We start from the raw sequence: 19,674 nt of genomic DNA, 5'->3' as shown, positions 1-19,674 counted from the left end.
GTGAAGGTTTTGTTTTTGTGTCATTATTATCCGCCGGAAGGAAATGCACCGGCGACACGTGTGGGTGCACTTGCCCGTCGGTGGGTGGAGGCAGGCCATGAGGTGACTGTGATTACTTGTGCTCCAAATGTGCCGGATGGGGTGGTGTACCCGGGCTACGCCAACCGATTGCTGCCGCAGACCTCGGTCGTTGATGGGGTGAAGGTGGTCCGTGTGTGGTCACTGTTGGCTCCCAACAAAGGAACCGGGCGACGCATCGCCAACTATGTCTCGTACATGGTGACAGCGACATTGAAGGTGCTGACCATGGGGAGGCCTGATGTGTTGATTGCGACTTCTCCGCAGTTTTTCTGTGGATGGGCCGGGGTGCTGAGCAAGTGGTGGTTCCGACTGAGTCGTCCGTGGACTCGCAAGCCGAAGTTCATTCTGGAGATCCGTGATATTTGGCCGGAGTCGATCGGTGCGGTGGGGGCACTGGGGAACCCGTTGGTGATGAAGCTGCTCGAGTGGATGGAGCTTCGGATGTATGCGGCGGCCAACCATGTGGTGACGGTGGGCAATGGCTATAAGCTGCGCCTATTGGAACGCGGGGTGCCTGAGGAAAAGATGTCGATCGTGATGAACGGAGTGGACCGCGATCTGCTCGAGGCATCGACGCCTGACCCCGCACCGGTGCGCAAGGAGTGGGGGCTTAAGGATAAGTTTGTCTGCGCTTATATCGGGACGATCGGAATGGCGAGCGGGTTGGATGTGTATCTGCGGGCGGCCAAGCGTCTCAAGGAGATGGGGGAAGATGATGTGGTGTTACTGGCTGTCGGCGACGGTGCGGTGCGTGAGGATTTGCAGCAGGCCGCAGCTGAGCAAGGGCTGGATAACGTGGTTTTCACGGGGCGTCGACCAAAAGAGGAGATGCCGCAGTTACTGGCCGCTACCGATGTATGTTTCGTGCACTTGAGGAAGACGCCGCTGTTTGAAACGGTCATGCCTTCGAAGATTTTCGAAGCATTGGGAATGCGTCGTCCGATTCTGATTGGAGTGGATGGCGAAGCCAGAAATCTGGTTGAGGCGAGTGGAGGTGGGGTTTCGATGGAACCTGAGGACGAGGTGCAGATGGTGGAACGGATTCTTGAATTGAAACGCGATCCGGAGCGGCGGGCTGCAATGGGCGAAGCTGGGCGTGAGTATGTGCTCAAGAACTTCGATCGGGACCAGCTGGCACGGGATTATTTGGAGGTCTTGAAGTCTTGAAGTCTTGAAGTCTTGAAGTCTTGAAGTCTTGAAGTCTTGAAGTCGGGACTCCCGCTATTCAAGACAGCTCGACTGCGGCCCTCTAGAACTATGAAAAAGTTCAAAGATTGCATTGCTTGGCAGAAAGCAAGAACGCTGAGGCTCCGTTTTCGAGGGACTGGGCGTTGGCTGATCAGATTCGCAGGGCGGCTGGCTCGACAATGCCTAACATTGTGGAGGGCTTCGATTCGGGGAGCGATGTCGAGTTCGCTCGCTTTCTTCGATACAGCTATCGCTCGGCTGGTGAGGTGCAGAGTCACCTCTACGCGGCGCTGGATCTGGGGTATGTTGATCGCGAGGTGTTCGACCGCTGTTATGCGATGTGTGGCGAAGTAAAGAACACCACCGCAGGGCTCATCAAATACCTCAAAACGATGTGACGCTCTAGTCGATCGCGACTCGAGAATTCTGGACTGCAAGACTTCCTAACTGCCGTACCTTACCGATGAAGCGCATTTTCGTATCAGGCTGCTATGACATCTTGCACGCTGGGCATCTTCAGTTTTTTGAAGAGGCCCGGGCACTGGGGGATCATCTGACGGTGAGCTTTGCCTCTGAGGAGGTGTTGTGGCACCACAAGCAGCGTCGGTCGTCGATCCCTGACGAGCACAAGAAGGTGGTGCTAGAGGGCCTGCGGATGATTGATGAAGTGATCGTCGGGTCGGATCACGATCTGGGGTTGGACTTCAAGTCGTGGTTCTTGGAGGCCAAGCCCGACATGCTGGTGGTCACCGAGGACGATCAGTATGAGGATGTGAAGCGTGCGTTGTGCGCGGAGGTTGGGGCTACTTATCACGTGCTGCCGAAGACTCCGCCGCGGTTTGCGCCGGTTTCGACCTCCGGGATTGTGAAGTGGGTGAAAGCGCCGACGGAGTCGCCGCTGCGGGTGGACTTCGCGGGCGGATGGTTGGATGTGCCGCGCTATGCCAGGGAGGGTGCCTATGTGGTCAACTGTGCGATTTCGCCGATGGTGAGTTTGCGTGATTGGGGTTATCGCAAGCGCTCTGGTCTTGGTGGCAGTGGTGCCTGGGCGTTGTTGAACGGCGAAGATGGTGTCACTGGCGAGCTCGCGCTTGGTGTGGGGTGGCAGGACCCGGCGGTGATCCGTGAAACCGGTGTGTGTGTGTGGCGCAGCGGTCAGCGCCCGGTGTTGGATTTCAAGCGCAATGGGGAAATGCTCAAGGGCCGGATGGCCTTGCTGTGGACTGGGCACGAGCATGATACACCAGGGGTTGCGGATCAGGAGCGCGATTACGCGGCAATCGAACGTGCGGCAGCGGTAGCGCGTCAGGCGGTGCTTGATGAGTCGATTGAGCAGTTGGCGGAAGCTGTCAGTTTGTCCTATGCGGTGCAACTGGGCGAGGGCATGGAGGAGCTAGGCGAAGTTGATGGGGCAATCGCGAGCAAGTATTGTGGCGGTGGGCATGGGGGCTATGCGCTCTATCTCTTTACGTCGCGCGCTGCGAGGGATGCTGCGGTGACCGATACTGGTGACGCGATGATTGCTATTGAGCCGTATTGCCGGTGAGGACGGGAAGAGGAGGGAGGAAATTTGAAAGCTGAAATTGGAAATGAGGTCAGCGCGCTGCGCGCGGGAGGAGGAGGGAGGCTCACGCAGAGACGCAGAGGTTTTGCAGGGAGCTGGTCCAAACACGCTTGCGTAGAAATCATAACAATCGGCGCAATCTGCGGATGACTCTATCTTAGACAGGATTTGCGGGATTAGGGGCTCACGCAGAGACGCTGAGACGCAAAGGAAGTCAGCGCGCTACGCGCGGGGGGGGAAGAGGTTTTTTAGACAGTGTTGATATGATTCATGGGATTGGAACCACGAAAAGGCACTGAGGTCACGAAGGTGTTTGGAGAAGGGGGGCTTTGGGCTCTTTGGGGCTTTGCGTGAGAACCCCAATTAGAGCTCGCTGCGTTCCGGTGTGATTGTCGACTGTGGGGACACCGTCACTCCACGCTTGCGTAGAAATTATAACAATCTGCGAAATCTGCGGATCGCGCTGTTTTTAGACAGGATTGACATGATTCACGTGATTGATGGTTCATACTGAGACGCGGAGGTGATGTCCTCAATGAGCACAAAAGGCTACGAAAACGATTGAGGGTAGAGCAGCCTCACTCTTGAGGTTGCATTAGAGATCCGGCGCAGCAGCACATGCTCAAGAGCTAGGAAAGCTGCAATGACGTCAGCGCGATGCGCACGGAGGGAAGAGGGAGTGGGCTCACGCAAAGCCCCCAAGACGCCAAAGGAAGTTAGGCGCTGCGCGCGGGAGGACCGGCGACGGTGAGGACACCGTCACTCCACACTTGTGTTCAATCATCACAATCTGCGAGATCTGCGGATAGAAGAAAGCGACTACGGCATGTAAGGTGCTCGCGGGTGACATCGCATGATAAGCCTCTGGGTCTTTGCGACTCTGCGTGAGAACCCAATGAGAGTGGTCGCTGCGCTCCGGGGGGCAGTGGCCAGGTGAAATCCGGCGGTCCGAATGTGCTTCCGTAGAAATTATCACAATCGGCGCAATCTGCGGATAACTCGAAGCCACTAGGGGAGGTGGTGAGTCAAGAGCGCCCTCGTCGTCTGTCTTGGCTCTTGAATCACTGATCTCCGATTTAGGCTTGTCAATTTGAGAGGAACACACTAATTCTCCGCACGCTCCGGCTTGCGGAGACAATTTTTGATTATTCATGGCGAAGTTATCACATAAGAAGAAGCGACAGCTGATGACCGGTCTGCGCTGGGGCGTGGGCGTGGCAGTGGTGGGTGGATTGATCTATGGCATGGTGACCGTAGCCCAAAATGTCGGTGAGAAGGAGAAGGACTACGATGCGTTTGCGGAGTCGATCGCGGATCAGAAGCGCGGTCCTCGGACTCAGATCGGGGATGTGCCAGTTGAGGCTCGGTATGTTGAGGCTCTGGCATTGGTAGATGAGAAGAAGTTGGACGAAGCTCGCTTGATCTTGCGTGAGATCGCACCGCCGCGGGCAGAAGGAGTGGAGCCGGTGGGACATGTGCCGGCTCATTTGTGGTTGGGTTTGGACTTAGTTCGCCCGGCGGTGGTGACCGACCGCTCGATGCTGGTGAGGCAATCGCCAATACTGTCGACATTCCGCAGTAATGATTTGGCGGCGATGGCACCTGAGTTGGTTCAGCGAGCACGTGATCATTTTCGTGCTGCTGATACGTTGGAGCCCAAGCAGGCGACCGGTGCCTTGTGGATGGCAGAGATCGCTCTGGCGCGTGGGCGCACGGGGGAGGCAGCGTTGGTACTGATGGAGGCGGCGACTCGTCCGCAGTCGCCTCAGGCCGGAGTGATGATTCCGTTGGTGCATGTGGCCCGGATGCTGCCAGAAGACGGTCCGGTGTATCAGGAGTGGTGGCATTCGTTTGCGATCCAAGGCAACGAAACACTACAGAAGCCGGGAGATCTGGATGTACGTTTGGACTATGCTGCAACCGCACTGATGCTGCGCAAGTATGATAACTGCGCAGTGATTTTGCAGAAGATGCGTACGGACTTCTATGACACGCGTCGATATCCCGGCGTTCATCAAGCTTGGGACGGCATGATGATGGCTCTTGAGTACTCCAAAGCGTTGGATGCGATGGGCGTGGGCGATGATTTAGAGCCGGATGTGAAGGCGGCGGCGCGACACCTTTGTGCGGCGCTTCGCTATTTGCCAACCGAGGGGACTTTGGTTGAGGTGATGGGCCAGTTTGCGACTGAGAATCCAGAAGTACGTCCAGCGGTCACCGAGGCATTTGCTGAAAGCGTGGAAGCTGAGGGAGTGTCGGATGCTGTTTTTGCATCTGTGCAGCGCTTTTTAGGGGAGTGGGCGCAGGATCGTGGTGAGCTAGAGGATGCGATGAAGTTTTTTGAGGAAGCCGCGGATGCGGATCCTCACAATGCCGTGATGCTTTTGTCATTGGCTCGGAATGCTAGGGCGCGTGGCGAGTCGGAGATGGCCTATGAGCTGGCTGATCAATCGGTACGCTTGGCGAAGGATCCCGAGGTGCTTTTGGGTGAGGCTTATGACTTGCGCGGGCGTCTTGCCTTTGAACTTGAGAAGTGGGATGTCGTGATTGGCGACTTGGAAAAGGCGCTAGACCGTAGCGTGGTTCCGAAGGAGCTGCATTCAATGCTGGCGGCTGCTTATGCCAAGGTTGGAGATGAGGCGCTCTCCAAACGCCACAGCGCAATGGCGGAGTGAGGAAATGGGAAATGGGAAATGGGAAATCTGAGATGGGGGGGCAAGGGAAGTGCATGAGTGCTCGGCTGTCCGATGATTTTTTGGCTCGAACCAAATGGTTCGCCAAACGGGAGATGCGTTATTATGTGGCGCTCTCGAAGGGGCGCGAAGAAGTTCGAGTATGCAGCAAGCAGTTGCTTCGAGCGGGAACCTCGGTTGCAGCGCATGTGCGGGAAGCAAATCGCGCGAGATCCAATGCTGAGTTCGTTGCAAAGCTGGGTGGGGCGTTACAGGAGGCAGATGAATCCCTCTTGTGGCTCGAGTTGTTGAGAGAGGAGTGTGGTGGTGATGTAGCTGCCGCACGTGACCTAGAGGGCGAGGGCGATGAGCTCATCGCGATTATGAGTACGATGATTAAGAATACGCAAGTATAAGGAAAGTGCTTGCTTAGAGGTGCGGTAATGAGATGCCTTGTCCAGCCACGCCGATTAAATATTTCAAATTTCATATGTCTGAAGTTCCTATTTCTGACCGGCTTCGCCGCATTTTTTCAACCGCTTGGTTCCCTGCGCTGGTCTTGTTGGCATTTGTGCCGATTGTGTGGCGTCACTTTTTGGGGTTGAAGGCGACGTTTTCCTATATTTGGACGTTCGCGCCGTTTGTGTTGGGGGCGGTGGTTTTAATGTTTGTGGTGCGGTGGCGGAGGGCTGAGGCGTCTGATTGTGTGGCGCGGCCGTGGTTGATTGGTTTTACTTTTGGACTGGCATGTTTGTTGGTGGCTGTGGCGGAGGTTTACAAGATTCTCTGGTTTGCGCACGTGGGGTGGATCTTTGTCTTGGGGGCGGGGGCGTTGAGTCTTTCGGCGAAGCGCCAGGTGCCTGGTTTTCTTGGGCTGTGGATGTTGTTGCTGTTGCTGTTACGTCTTCCGCCTCAAGTCGATCTGTTGATTGTTAACTTCCAGCACCACGCCAGTACCCAGGTGGCGAGCCGCATTCTCGACTTCCTCGGATATTTCCACGTGGTGAAAGAGAGTGTGCTCGAACTGCCGGGCGCTGAATTGCCGCTCGATGGTATTTGTAATGGTCAGTATGCGCTGATGGCGATGGTGACTGCGTCGGCGATGGTGTGTGTCTGGCGTCAGCGCAAAGCATTTCATACTTTGCTTGTGATGCTGAGCGGCTTGCTGTGGGGGGGCGTTCTTAATGTGCTGAGTGTTGTGGTAACGACCGTTGCATACATGCGCTTTGAGGCTAATTTGACAGAGGGAATAGCGGGTTCAATCACAGCTGTGTTGATTTTTGTGGTGTGTGCGTTGGGGGTCTACAGCACCGATGCTCTGTTCTCGGTATTAACCCAAAAAGTGCCGAACGTGCCGACAGTGCGTATGTGGCGCCGTAGGCATGTCACCAACCCTCTGCCAGTGTTTTGGAACTGGTTGACTAGTTTCTCAATACCTGGTCACTGGTTCTTCAAGACTCGTGACGACAGTGAGGTGGGGCGCGCGCGTCGTGCCCGTAGGTCGATGATCTTCCGAGTGGGCTTTGCGTTTGTTCTGGTCGGGCTCGTGGCTTTGCAGATGGTCGTGGCGTTCTATGCACGGAAGGTCGGTGCGCACACCCGCATGGCGAGTGAGGAGGAGTTGATGCGCTTCCCGCAGGAGGTGGTGTCGTTTGAGCGCCCAGGGTGGGAAGTGCTGGCGTACAAGCGCAACGAGCGCCCGATGGGAAGCGTGTGGGGACGTTGGTCTGATGTTTGGACATTGAAGTACAACCGCCGAACCATCGTGATGGCGGTAGACTATGCGTTCAGTAACTGGCACGATGTGAACCGTTGTTACGGGAACATTGGGTGGTTGCTGACTGAGAACAAAGTGATCAGTGAGTTGTCTTCGACTGGTGATTGGAAGGCATCGCAAAGCCGGATGGTGGTGCCAAGCGGGGAGAATGCCTATATTCTGTGTAGTCACTGTGACCAGAGCGGAATCCCTGTGGAGCCTCGCCCGGATGCCACTAACCTGATGGCTGTGATCTATCGTCTTGAGCCTCGGAGGATGGTGATGCCCTTTGGTCCAGAGTTGAGTAAGGATGAACGTACGTTCTATCAAACGCAGATGATGGTGCGCTCGCGCGATCAGTTGAGCCCAGAGGAGGAATTGGAGATTCAAGCGATGTACGATCAGTTCCGTATGCAGGTGAGGGCCAGGCTGCAGGCAAGAAGGGGAAGTTGAGAAATGGGAAAGCTGACATTTGAAATTAGTCAGCTGGCGGGGGGGGAGATGGGGCTCTAGACAGGATTTACATGAGAGACATGATTTGAGTTTTTGAACCACAGAGGACACAACGAGCACAGAGCCTTTCTTGTGGCGTTTTGGCCCTCGTCGTGGCCCTCAAGTCCTAATCTCTACGTTTTTGCTTGAGGATCCTTGGCTCAGCGCGCGGCATGCGTGAGGGCGGAAGTTTTTTTGGATAGGATTTGCAGGGTTGACGCGACTAAAAATCTGAGTCATCAGCGAAACCTGCGATTCCCGCCGTTTTAGATAGGACTAAGGGCTCACGCGGAGACCCAAAGCCCCAAAGGAAGTCAGCGCGCTACGCGCGAGAGGTAAGTGGCATTTTGGACGGGATCTACATGATGAGCATGATTTGAGGGGGGGGGGCACAGAGGAATCAAAGAGCAAAGGGCCCCTGTTGTGGCTTATTGTGCTTTTTCGTGGCTATCAAAGCCCCTCTATGTCTCCGGGTAAGATCTGATTGCGGCAGAGACACCGTCACTTCACGCTTGCGTCAAAGCGTCACAAGCCACGAAAACTGCGGATCTCCTAAAGCCGGCACGGGAGGTGGTGAGCTCACTCGTGACATCGAATGAGAAGTCTTTGTGTGTGGGGGGAAGAGTCAAATCTCAGATTTCCAATTTCTCATTTTCTCGAGCGTAGGTCGCTCATTTTCATTGTGGTGTGAGAAAGGAGATGCTAACGCGCCCCAAGTATTCTCAGAATTAAAACAATGTTGCTCTTGTAAATTCTGGCGAAAAACGTCAGCACCATGCGCGCACAGCTCCTTTGAACAGTCGGCTTGGCTCAGTTGTACGCAACGAGTCGAGCTGAGTTCGACTAGTGCGCGCAAGACAGTTTACGAATTCAAGCCACGGCCCTGCCAAACGGATTTCCCACTTCTTGTTCCCAATTTCCTTAACTGATCAATGAGAAACCCTTACTCGAATCCCCTTCATCAAGAGTACAAGCGACGTCGTAAACGCGTGCACCTGGCGGTCAGTACGGTGGTGCGTTTTCCTTTGTGGTTGGTGTGGAAAGTGGTCGATAGCGTGCCGACCGGGCTCAAACGGGTCGTTGAGCGTGCGAAGGTCGTGCTGGCATTGCCGGTGAACTTTGTGCGAGGTTTTGCCAGAAGTTGGTGGGAGTCTCGTGACTGGAAGAAGATGTTGGTTGGCTCCATCGGATTGGCGATGATCGGTGGGTTGGCGTCGCTGTGGTTCATGTCCGGCAACTTGAGTGATGAGGAGCGCTATCTGAAGTATCGCGGGCAAGCATTTGACGCGATGATGCAAGAGGATTGGGAGTCGGCTGGGATGTTGTTCAGCAAGCTGACCTCAGTAGAGCCATACCGCTCCGACAAAGAGTTGTTGTATCAGGCAATGATGGTAGCGGATCGGGGCGGCGATATGGCGCGACGGGATGAGCTGATTCAGCGTCTGACTCTTGAGCTCCCGTACTATCGTGCGTACGCATGGTTGGCACAGCAGATGTTGGCGGAGGGGAACCGTGCGTCGACCGTGCGAGAGGGGATTGAGTACATGAATCAGGCATTGGCTCTGGCTGAGAAGGAGGAATTGGCCGAGGAGTCGGACCGGCTGCGGTTGAGCTTGGCGGAACTCTATGCGAAGGACTTACGCTTTTGGGATTTGCTTGAACTGGTGGATGGAATGCACGAGCCGCATCCACGAGCCACGCTTCTCAAGGGGCGCGCGCGCTTGGTGTTGGAGTATCCGACGATGGCAGCGCTGGAGGCTCGCAAGACAATCGAGCTACTCGACAATGGGGCGTTGAGTGATAATCCTCTTGAGGCCGACGTGTTGCGGGTCGGGGCGCTGATGCTGCTGGGCGATGGTGCTCCAGAACTCGACGCCAAGCTCAAGATGGTGCAAGAGGTCGAGCAGGTTCTCGATGCTGCTTTGTTGCGGAATCCCGGCAGTGCAGCGGTGAAGATTTTTGCCGGTCGGAGTTATCTGGATGCGGCGCGGATGTTGTTGCGGACTCAGAGTTGGGACGGAAACCAGATGGGTGTTGGTTATCTGCAGTTGGCGCTTGATCTGGGGCTGTCGCCCGACTTGGTGGCGAATGCAGTTTACCGTGCGTCGGTGTTGAATCCTGTGGGGTCTGTGTCTTTGGTTGACGTGCGGGAAGCTCTCGTCAGTGGGCGAGGAGTAATGGTTGCACACGTTCTGCTTGGTCTGGATGCATTTAAAGAGAAGGAGCTGGAGCGAGCTCGTTTTCATTTCAAACGTGCGAAGGACCATGACGAAGGGGCGGTAGATTGCTTGCTTAATGTGGCGGTTGTGCAGTCGGCGGTATCCGAGGGGGGGGGCATTGAGGGCCAGGTAATGATGGGGGCGGCTCGAAGTGTAGGGGATCTTGCGATGCGCTTGGTCGAGGCGGTGGCTTCGGTAGAGGGTGTGGATCCTGTGGATGTTGAGCTGACCCGTTGTCGGGTCATGTTGGAACAGGGGGCGTGGACTGCGACCGCCGAGCGTTTGGAGCCAATGTTGGAGCGCGGGGATGAGGAACAGCGCGCAACGGCGCGGCAGTTGCTGGCGCTCGCTTATTGGAACGATGGCAAACGCGACCTGGCTCGTGAGATCCAGCAGGGCGGTCAGTAGCTAAAGGCCCGGCAGCAGGGAGGGTAAAGTCAAACTGAACCGGACTAAGTAACGAAAATTTCACCTGTATCATACCAAACAGCGTTTTCACTAGCGGGTGGAGACAATCGATGGTAGCTGTCCGCGGCTCCATGCTGCGGACACCGAATGGAACCTAAAAAAATATGAGCACTGCTGAAAACACCCAGAACAATCAGAGCGCCATGCACCAGTCGAATCCCGGCGAATCGGGGCTGAGAGGAACGGTTGGGACGATATTCGGTGATGGCCGGATTCAACGAGCGCTGCATTGGAAGCGGGCGTGGGCGATGCGGTTGTATCCAATCGTGATGTTGGCGATCGACCTCGTGGCTCTGTTTGTGTTGTTTTTGGTCGCAATGGAGTTGCGGCAGGCTGCTTCGGTCGAGGTTTTGGGACTGTTTAGCCGGCGCGTGCTTGGCGTGATTGCTGCGGTGAGCGTGGTGTCTGTTTATTTGGTGGGGGGGTACAACTATCAGGTGAACAAGGCCTCCCTGAGGTTTGTTAGTGAGCACTTGATCGTTTCGATTGGGGCGTTCATCGCGGTGATGGCTGTAGTGTTTGCTTTTGTCGGCTATGGTGGGCATGTGCACACATCGCGTGCGACGATTATGATGACGCTGGTAGCGTTCCCTGCCTCCTCGATCTTGTATCGCGCAGTGTTGTCAAAGCTGAAGTTGGCGCTACAGCGTGGCAATGCGTACTGCATTATTGGCTCCGGGGCGCAGGCGGAGGATCTGTACCGCAGAATGCGCCAACACGAGACCGGTCATGAAGTGTTCGTGGTCGACAGTGGGGATGAGCGCGTGGGACGGCGGCTGATCGAAGGTGACCCCCATTCGCCTGAGGTGGCTGGCTTGGACTTGGTGAAGTTCAATTCATCGATCCGCGGGAAGTACGTAGAGGCCTTTGTGCTGGCTTCGCCTATTGATGAATATCCGGCGGATTTCTCAAGATCTTTGGTGTCGGCCCATTTCAATGGTGCTCGCGTGTTCACTTACGATACCTTTTTGTCTCAGAAGCTGATGATGATTCCACCGAGTGAGTTGTCGATGCAGTGGGCATTGTCCGAGGGATTCCGCTTGAGTCGGAGTATCACTTACGACCGAGTGAAGCGTTTGAGTGACATCGCGCTGTCGCTGTTTGGGTTGGTGATGGCCTCGCCGATCATGTTGGTGACTGCCATTGCGGTGAAGTTGACCAGCCCGGGGCCGATTATCTTCAAGCAGACGCGGGTCGGAAAGCAGGAGCAACCTTTCGAGTTGTATAAGTTTCGCTCGATGAAGGTGGGCTCAGAGAAAGGGGCGAAGTATACGGCGAAGGGGGATTCGCGCATCACTGCGGTGGGCGGCTTCCTGCGCAAATCTCGTCTCGATGAATTGCCTCAGCTTTGGAACGTTCTCAAGGGGGATCTGAGTTTGATTGGCCCAAGGCCTGAGTGGGTGGAACTGGTGAAGGGGTATGAGCAACGCTTCCCGTACTATCATTTCCGCCACATCGTGAAGCCAGGTATCACCGGATGGGCCCAGGTGAATTATTCTTATGGTGCAAGTGACGAGGACACGGTGGAGAAGCTTTATTACGATCTCTATTATGTCCGGCGCTATTCACCTGTGCTGGACATGACCATTGTGATCAAGACGTTGTACATGATGCTGTTTGGTCGTGGTCAGTGATCGAGGATGGCGCTTTGAGCGGCGGGGGCGTGATTCACGGGATTTGGGGGTCTGAACCACAGAGGGCTGCGAGAGCACAGTGGGGGGCAGAAGTGTAGATCCACGAAGATCACGAAAGCTTTTCTAGGCGGGATTGGGGCTCACGCAGAGACCCAAAGACGCAAAGAAAGTCAGCGCGCTGCGCGCGGGTGGTAGGAGGTTCTTTTTAGACGGGATCTCCTGGATTCACGTGATTCAAAATCTGCGGAGTCGGCGTCATCTGCGGATCAGAAAAAGCCACTACGGAATGTAAGGAACTCGGGGGTGACATCGCATGAAGAAGCTCTGCGATCTTTGGGGCTTTGCGTGAGAATCCTTGAAAGAAGTTGCTGCGCTCCGCAGGCTACGCTTCCAGCGTAGTTCCGCGACTGCGGGATGCCGGGTGAAATCCGGCGGTCCTGACGTGCTCGCGTAAATGGCACAGCGATCTCCGAAACATGGCGATCACGGATGGATGTCACGTAACGAGTGGTGCGGGCGTCGCGCCTTTGATTATGCGGAATCTGGGGCTTGAATGGATGGTTGTGCTTGGGTGGTCTTGTCCATACAATGTATTTGCTTCCATGAATGCGCAAAATCGTCCATGTTTCCGCTTGGCAAGGTGCCGATGATCGGCTGTGATGCATGCCGTCGCGCAAGAGTGACGGCGAAGTACGCCGCAGATCGCGGCGTTTTTTGATTTAGGCGTTCTCCCGGTTCAAACCCAGATTTTTTGATGATGATTGCAGCTTCCCCTGAATGTGTTCGAACTTCTCGTCGTGCCGCGGCGCGTGGTTCTGCTGGATTCACGTTGATTGAGATGTTGGTGGTGATTTCGATCATCGCCATTTTGCTTGCAGTGGGAGCGGGTGTGATGAAGAGCGGTACGGAATCGAGTTCTGTGCGTGTTTCTGGTGACCAAGTGAGAGGATTGGTGAGCCAGGCTCGCGCTGCTGCTGTTGGCCGGGGCACCGAGGCGCGCTTGTTGATTGCGAACCTGGAATCAGATGAGGAGCGCTACCTGCGGATGGCGATGGTCGTGGTGGCCAAGCCTGATCCAACGAATAAGGACCAGTGGGTGTGGGAGCCGCTTGGTGAGCCAAGCACGTTTCCTGGTGGTGTGGCTTACTTGAAGCCGTCAGCTTTCACAGAAGGTTCCTCGTCCAAGGTTTACGACCGCGTGGCGACGAGCTGGAATAAGACCGGAGGTGGGGTGTCGGCGCAATCGCCGTATTTTGGTAAAGCATTGGAGGAGTATTCCGATATCGGTGCGTGGATCTCGCTGGCGTTTGACGGCAATGGTCGCGTGGTGAGTGAGACTCCGCTGAATGAAAATCCGATTTTGGTTGTCAATCTGGCCCGTGGGCAAGGGAATGGGCTTTTTGTTCCCACGCCGAATGTAAAATATGCGGAGGGCGTGATGGTCGTGCGTTCCAATGGCCAACCCGTGCGCCTGGAGCTGGCTTACGAGCAGGCCGAATTGACCGGTGGTAAGAACTAGGACCTAGGTCGCATTAGTAATTTTGAGCAAATCAGAAGCAAACAAGTGATGAAGATCAGCATGCAGCGGATGAAGAGAAACGGGGGATTTAGTTTGGTTGAGGTCGCGATTGCTTTGGCAATTGTGGCGGTCGTGGTGTTGGCGGTGGTGGGTCTACTCGGACCCGCAGCCAAAAATGTTGAGGATATCGTGGCTGTGGATGAGCTGAACCGCTTGCAACGCGGGATTGAGGCTGAGATGACCGTGGTTCGTCCGAACGAGCTGGCTGAGTACAAGTCTGGCTTCGATAAGGCATTCAAGGTCCTCAAGGGCGACGGGCTCGTCTACGCGTTCTTTTATCGTGCCCCGATCAACAACGGTGAGGTGGAATTGAATCCATCGGACAAGCGGGCTCGGCCTGATACTGCGGGGATTTTGACTGACCAGCGCGTTGGTGTGGACTACATGCCTGCGATTGGTGTGTTCACTCAGGCGGCGGTAGACAATGGGGATGCGGATGATTACTTCGATGCGGCCGAGGGAAGGATCTATTTGGCTAAGATTGAATTGTTGAGGGACCTGTTGGAAACCGTGCCTGAAGATGCACAGGCGTCTTTCGATAATGCTGCTGACTCGGACGACTTCATCAAGGCGACACTGCCTGCGAGCATTTCCTACTATGAGGTGGAGTCGCTCGACCAGGTGCTCGGTGGTAACCGCCCGACCGAGCTGCTCGAAGGAATCGCAGCGGACGAAGTTTCGCCGATCATCCGGTTGAACACAGGCTTCCGTCGATAGGCCCAATTCCGCACAGCTTGCGCAATGGCGAATGACCGCAGCGAGCTGACTTTGTTAATACCCCTTTCCTAATTTCATTTCCATGATTGCTCCAAGCTCCCAGAACCCAACTGCAGGCCGCCGTGGCTTTAGTTTGATTGAGTTGTTGATTTCGATGACGATCACCTCGGTGATTCTTCTGGTGATGTTGTCGTTGACCGCAACGGTGGCAGACACTTGGAGGAAGTCGCGCAACAAGTTGTTCTCTAATGCGACGGCACGGGGAGCGTTCGAGCGCATCGCGACGGATTTGGATTCTGCTTACTTTGTGAGCCGATTGGAGAATGCCGAGTGGTTTCGGGTTTTGCCCGATAAGAGTGGTCTGGCCAATGGAGTGGTCGCATCGGGTGAAGATCCGACTTGGTTGATGTTTTTCACCTCGCCAACCGACCGTAGCTCGGATGCGCCTGGTGATGTGGTGACCATGAGTTACCGCTTGGTCGAACAGGATCCGGTTGAGGAGAACGGTGATTTCCCGCTTTACTCGCTTTATCGTGCGTTTCCTGTGGACTACGCTAACATTGATAACGCCGCCAAGGTGACCTTTGATGAGGTTCTCGGGAAGCCTGACTTGACCGCGTACTGGAAGAGCGGTGCAGGCGAGGCGTTCTCACGGGACTCTGCGTACTTGTTGGCGACGAATGTGGTCGACTTTCAGGTCGTGCCAATGTTGCGGGACGCGACGGGTAAGTTGGTAAAGGTGGCGCCAGGTACCGAGGTTTCGGTGACCTCTGAAGGCGTCGTGGCGAACGGTGTGAACCTGAGTGCAAATGGTGTTGGTGCCTTGCTTTATGGTGTTGAGGTGAATTTGACGGTTTTGGACGAAGGTGCGATCGAGCGTGTGCGTGATGGGACCTATGAGGGCACTGAGCCTGAGGAGTTCCTGCAGAAGCGCAGCCGTACTTACTCACGTTTTATCAAGCTGTTGCCAGAGTCCGAGCTAGATCTCGCGATCTAGGCTGCTGGGCCGCTGGAGGTGGGGCGTTTTTTAGACAGGATTTACACGATTTACGTGATTTAAGTGATTTAAGTGATTTAAGTGATTTAAGTGATTTAAGTGATTTAAGTGTATGAACCACAGATGATCCTCGCGGAGCCTTAGAACCGCGAAGGGTACGGAGAACAGGAAGTCATTTGGAGGGGGTAGAACCAGCTTCTGTGGTTTGTTGTTTTTACGTCGAATTCCTCTAAGCAAGGTTTTGCTTTGAATGGGAGGCTTCTAGGACCTTTGCGTGAGAATTCTGAGAAGTGGTCGCTACGCTCTTGTGTTGGTGGTGGGGGCAATCCGGCGGTCCGAAAGGGGGGGGGGAGTGAAAATCATAACAATCAGCAAAATCTGCGGATCACTCAAAGCCACGACGAGCGATGATGCTCTTGCGCATCGCTCCGCATGAGTCACCCGTGAAGGTTCGCGGGGATAGGGTGGATGCAAATTCACAAACTCATTGGTGGCGCGTGTAGTTGCCGTTGACGTTTCGCGGCTTTTGCTGCAGGTTGGCCGGAATTCATACTGAACTTTTTTTACTTTGACCGATTCCAGCTCAAACGAACCGATGCCATCCGGAACTGAACTCGACGGAAAGGCGCTTGCGATTGCCGTAGCCCAGGTACTTGAAGACCAGCGGGGCGAGGACATTGTAGTGTTGAACCTAGAAGGGTTGTCCAACATTGCGGACTACTTTGTAGTGTGCAGCGGTAATTCGACGCCGCATCTCAAGGCGTTGCGTCGTGAGGTGCTCGAGCGGCTCAAAGACGAGCATGGGGTGGAAGCGTACCACAAGGACGGAATGCCAGACAGCCAGTGGGTGCTGGTCGACTTTGTCGATGTGATCGTTCACATTTTCCATCCGGAGAAGCGCGAGTACTACGCGCTTGAGGACTTGTGGGCCGATGCTCCACAGGTCGAATGGAAAACCAATTGAGATCTCGGCGCTGGTGCAGCGGAACCGTCTTATGAGTGATTTAGAAGCTAAAGATCATCATGGAGACGAGGGGATCGTTGCCCATGTGATCACGACAGGCGGGGAGTTGTTGCAAGGGCACACCTTGAACACGCACCCCGCCTTTTTAGCGCAGGCGTTGTGGGATGTCGGGGTCGAGATGACTCATCAGGTGACGATTCCAGATAGTGAGGTGATCGCCGATGAGGTGGGGCGCGCCATCACGCAGGCGGATGTGGTGATCGTTACCGGTGGGTTGGGGCCTACCAGTGATGACATTACCCGCGAGTGTGTTGCGAGTGCGCTGGGTGTGGGGTTGGAGCTGGATCCTGCGGTGGATTCAGTTATCCGCAGCTATCTGGAGCGTCGGGGAGTTTCCGTGCGCGCTGAGCAATCGCGCCAGGCTATGGTGCCACAGGGAGCGGAGGTGTTGGAGAATCCAAATGGCACCGCTCCGGGGTTGTGGTTTGATGGTCTACCTCGGGATGGGGTGCGTTGTCGTTTTCTGGCGGTGCTTCCGGGGCCACCGCGCGAGTTGCATCCGATGGTGAATGAGCTCGTGATTCCGCGTTTGAGGAGTGCCTTCGGGAGGGGAGACGCTGAGGTGACTGACGTGTTGCATTTGATTGGGGTGGGGGAGGCGGATGTCGCTGCCGCAGTGGACGGCCCGTTAGAAGCTATCGACGGACTGCGGCATGGCTACTGCGCGAGAATTGGTGAAGTTGACGTGCGGTTGATCGGAAAGCGGGAGATTGTCGATCGGGGGCGCGAGGTGGTGACCCGTGTCTTTGCTGACCGGTTGGTGGCGGCGGGGGGCTTGGTGCCTACCGTGATCCGTCTATTGGCAGATCGGGGCTGGATGCTGACTACGGCTGAATCCTGTACCGGTGGCGCCATCGCATCGGCTTTGACAGATGTGAGCGGTGCGTCCGCGGTGGTGGACAGTGGCTTGGTCACGTACTCTAATGAGGCGAAGATGCGTTTCCTTGGGGTTTCAAAGCAAACGCTCGACGAGCATGGCGCAGTGTCTGATGAGACTTGCCGCGAGATGGTGTTAGGAGCGCTTGAGGCCAGCGGTAGTGATGTGGTGGTGGCCTGTACTGGAATCGCCGGACCAACTGGCGGCAGTGATGACAAGCCGGTGGGGACCGTATTCATCGGCGTTGGGACCCGGGGCGGCAATGTGGATGTTGAGCGATGCTTGTTTCTTGGCGCCCGAGCGACATTCAAGCAGCGGGTTGTGGTGAAGGCATTGGATATGGTGCGCGGGGCAGTTGGCCGGTGTGGTTGAGGCTCTGAGAATATTGGTCGCGGTGATTCCGGACTTTGGTTAGTTTGTTGGTATGGAGAGAGCTTTTCGATATCCCGTGCGGGTGGAGTTTGCGGATACAGATGCCGCGGGGGTGGCGCATTTTTCACGGCTGTTGACATTTATCGAGGCGGCCGAGCATGCTTATTTGAAGTCGCTTGGCATCGGAGTCTTTACTGATGAAGCGGGCGTGCGTTCGGGGTGGCCTCGGGTGGATGTGAATTTTCAATTCCGTTCGCCAATGCGCTTTGGGGATGAAGGAGAGGTTGCGATCTGGCTTGAGGAATTGGGGCGGAAATCGGTGCGATATCGAGCAGAGCTGATGTCAGCAGCAGGTCGAGTCGTTTGTGCTGGCACGATGACGAATGCGTATGTCGAGATCGGTGGGGATTTTGCGGTAAAATCGTCGGAAATATGTTCTAGTGATCGTCAATTGTTCCTCAAGGAGTTGGAACGATTGGGGGGCTCGGAAGTCTAGGGTTAGAGGCTTTTTCGATCAAAAATGAGTTGCGGGGAATGTCCGTGTGATCTACTTTCCGCCACGCCAGCCGAGAGGTTGGAAGGCTTCAATTTTTGGAGCGGTAGCTCAGTTGGTTAGAGCGCCGGCCTGTCACGCCGGAGGTCGCGGGTTCGAGTCCCGTCCGTTCCGCCATTTTTCCCGCATCAGTTCGTCTGGTGCGGGATTTTTTATGTCCTGTCTACCTGGTGGAAGAGTGGTTTTTCGTAGCGGTAACTTTTATCGATTTATGTGTGAAATATTAGTTGCGCGGACTGTTGGGATGTACTAAGTATCCGCACGCCAACCGAGAGGTTGGATAGCTTCAGTTTTTGGAGCGGTAGCTCAGTTGGTTAGAGCGCCGGCCTGTCACGCCGGAGGTCGCGGGTTCGAGTCCCGTCCGTTCCGCCATTTTTTTCCGCACCGGTTTACCCGGTGCGGTTTTTTTTATGTCCGGAGGTATGGCTGCAGCATGTAGGAAATCCGTCTTGATTGCGGCGGGCTGGGATGCGATGGCTTCGGGTGATGACTTTGCTAAATCCTGGACGATGGAGAGCGTTTCTGTGCGCGTTGTTGGGCGGCTGCCTGGTGGGTTGTGATGACGAGCAATTGAGAGATACGGGCTTCTCCGGGGAGAGGGCTCTTGCGCACGCAACCGAGGTAGTGGAGCTGGGACCTCGTCCACCGGCTTCCGCTGAGTTGGAGCGATCGCGTCAGATCATTGAGCGCCATTTTGAAACGGCTGGGTGGTCTGGTGTGCGCCAGAGCTTCACTGCGAGGACTCCTATTGGTCGGATGAAGATGGAGAACCTGCGGTTTCGCTTCCTGGGGAGCGAGCGGGAGGATGCGGTGTGGGGGCGTCCGGCTAAGGTTTTGCTGGGCTGCCACTACGACACCAAGCTTTATGATGAGTTTGAATTTGTAGGGGCCAATGATGGGGGCTCCGGTTGCGGTCTGCTAATGGAGATGGCGTCGGTGTTGGCGGCGAAGTACCCGCAGCTCGCAAGGGAGGTGGAGCTGGTGTTCTTTGATGGCGAGGAGGCGATTGGTGAGGATATTATTTACCCGACCACTGCGGGGTTCGACCGACAGAATGCGTATGACGGGCTATATGGGAGCCATTATTACGCACGTCAGCTGCGGATGAAGCCGCGAACTCAGTGGCCGCAGGCCGTCGTCATTGTGGACATGATCGGCGATCGGAATTTGAACATTGAGATACCGGCAAACTGCAACGAGCGCTTGATCGATTTGGCACTAAAGTCCGCCAACGAAGTGGGCGCGGGGAAATTTGTCGGCCGTTCCCGGAGTGGGGTGACTGACGATCATGTTCCGTTCCATTTATTGGGGATTCCGGTTGTGAACTTCATCGATTTTGACTTCGAGCCGTGGCACACTGAGGGTGATGTGCTTAGCACGATCTCGAGTGAGAGTTTGGAGGTTTCGGGGGCGGTCGTGGTGCGATTTTTGCAAAACTTTCTGTTGCAAGGATCCCAATAGAGAGTAGATATCACCACCGC

The 19,674-nt window shown here is 55.5% G+C and carries 15 protein-coding genes and 2 tRNA genes; all 17 read left to right on the top strand.

What is annotated here, in order from left to right; genetic code table 11:
• The 17 genes from G3M56_RS10425 to G3M56_RS10345 all read left to right on the top strand — a co-directional run bounded on the left by G3M56_RS10425 (position 1) and on the right by G3M56_RS10345 (position 19,654).
• A complete protein-coding gene (locus G3M56_RS10425) occupies positions 1–1,248 on the top strand; it encodes a glycosyltransferase family 4 protein (RefSeq protein ID WP_164362220.1) in 1,248 nt (415 codons plus the stop codon).
• 107 nt (positions 1,249–1,355) lie between these two features.
• On the top strand, positions 1,356–1,667 hold the full coding sequence (locus G3M56_RS10420) for a four helix bundle protein (RefSeq protein WP_327786990.1): 312 nt from the start codon (positions 1,356–1,358) through the stop codon (positions 1,665–1,667).
• A gap of 65 nt (positions 1,668–1,732) precedes the next feature.
• Positions 1,733–2,815, top strand: a complete 1,083-nt coding sequence (locus tag G3M56_RS10415) for an adenylyltransferase/cytidyltransferase family protein (protein WP_164362224.1) — start codon at positions 1,733–1,735, stop codon at positions 2,813–2,815.
• A 1,169-nt stretch (positions 2,816–3,984) separates the two neighbouring features.
• On the top strand, positions 3,985–5,508 hold the full coding sequence (locus tag G3M56_RS10410; RefSeq protein WP_164362226.1) for a tetratricopeptide repeat protein: 1,524 nt from the start codon (positions 3,985–3,987) through the stop codon (positions 5,506–5,508).
• A gap of 53 nt (positions 5,509–5,561) precedes the next feature.
• On the top strand, positions 5,562–5,921 hold the full coding sequence (locus G3M56_RS10405) for a four helix bundle protein (protein WP_164362228.1): 360 nt from the start codon (positions 5,562–5,564) through the stop codon (positions 5,919–5,921).
• Between the two features lie 74 nt (positions 5,922–5,995).
• Positions 5,996–7,714 carry an exosortase U gene (gene xrtU, locus G3M56_RS10400; protein ID WP_164362230.1) on the top strand — a complete coding sequence of 573 codons (1,719 nt, stop codon included), beginning with the start codon at positions 5,996–5,998 and terminating at the stop codon, positions 7,712–7,714.
• Between the two features lie 971 nt (positions 7,715–8,685).
• Positions 8,686–10,380, top strand: a complete 1,695-nt coding sequence (locus G3M56_RS10395; RefSeq protein ID WP_164362232.1) for a hypothetical protein — start codon at positions 8,686–8,688, stop codon at positions 10,378–10,380.
• 164 nt (positions 10,381–10,544) lie between these two features.
• A complete protein-coding gene (locus G3M56_RS10390; protein WP_164362235.1) occupies positions 10,545–12,074 on the top strand; it encodes a sugar transferase in 1,530 nt (509 codons plus the stop codon).
• A gap of 754 nt (positions 12,075–12,828) precedes the next feature.
• Complete coding sequence (locus G3M56_RS10385) at positions 12,829–13,593, top strand: pilus assembly FimT family protein (RefSeq protein ID WP_164362238.1); 765 nt, start codon at positions 12,829–12,831, stop codon at positions 13,591–13,593.
• 48 nt (positions 13,594–13,641) lie between these two features.
• Positions 13,642–14,370, top strand: coding sequence for a prepilin-type N-terminal cleavage/methylation domain-containing protein (locus G3M56_RS10380; RefSeq protein ID WP_164362240.1), 729 nt, complete (start codon positions 13,642–13,644; stop codon positions 14,368–14,370).
• Positions 14,371–14,452: 82 nt separating this feature from the next.
• Complete coding sequence (locus tag G3M56_RS10375; protein ID WP_164362242.1) at positions 14,453–15,367, top strand: PulJ/GspJ family protein; 915 nt, start codon at positions 14,453–14,455, stop codon at positions 15,365–15,367.
• Positions 15,368–15,962: 595 nt separating this feature from the next.
• Entirely contained in the window at positions 15,963–16,331 is a 369-nt protein-coding gene (rsfS, locus tag G3M56_RS10370; RefSeq protein ID WP_164362244.1) for a ribosome silencing factor, read from the top strand.
• A 31-nt stretch (positions 16,332–16,362) separates the two neighbouring features.
• Positions 16,363–17,640, top strand: a complete 1,278-nt coding sequence (locus G3M56_RS10365) for a CinA family nicotinamide mononucleotide deamidase-related protein (protein WP_164362246.1) — start codon at positions 16,363–16,365, stop codon at positions 17,638–17,640.
• Positions 17,641–17,692: 52 nt separating this feature from the next.
• Positions 17,693–18,136, top strand: coding sequence for an acyl-CoA thioesterase (locus tag G3M56_RS10360; protein ID WP_164362248.1), 444 nt, complete (start codon positions 17,693–17,695; stop codon positions 18,134–18,136).
• Between the two features lie 97 nt (positions 18,137–18,233).
• A tRNA-Asp gene (locus G3M56_RS10355) sits at positions 18,234–18,310 on the top strand.
• 178 nt (positions 18,311–18,488) lie between these two features.
• Positions 18,489–18,565: transfer RNA gene (locus G3M56_RS10350), tRNA-Asp, on the top strand.
• A gap of 384 nt (positions 18,566–18,949) precedes the next feature.
• Positions 18,950–19,654, top strand: a complete 705-nt coding sequence (locus G3M56_RS10345; RefSeq protein ID WP_164362250.1) for a M28 family metallopeptidase — start codon at positions 18,950–18,952, stop codon at positions 19,652–19,654.
• The last annotated feature ends 20 nt before the right edge of the window (positions 19,655–19,674 follow it).

This window comes from Sulfuriroseicoccus oceanibius, from assembly GCF_010681825.2.
Taxonomy (GTDB): domain Bacteria; phylum Verrucomicrobiota; class Verrucomicrobiia; order Verrucomicrobiales; family SLCJ01; genus Sulfuriroseicoccus; species Sulfuriroseicoccus oceanibius.
Note: the sequence above shows the minus strand (reverse complement) of the source record. Positions and strands in the feature narration are given on the sequence as shown.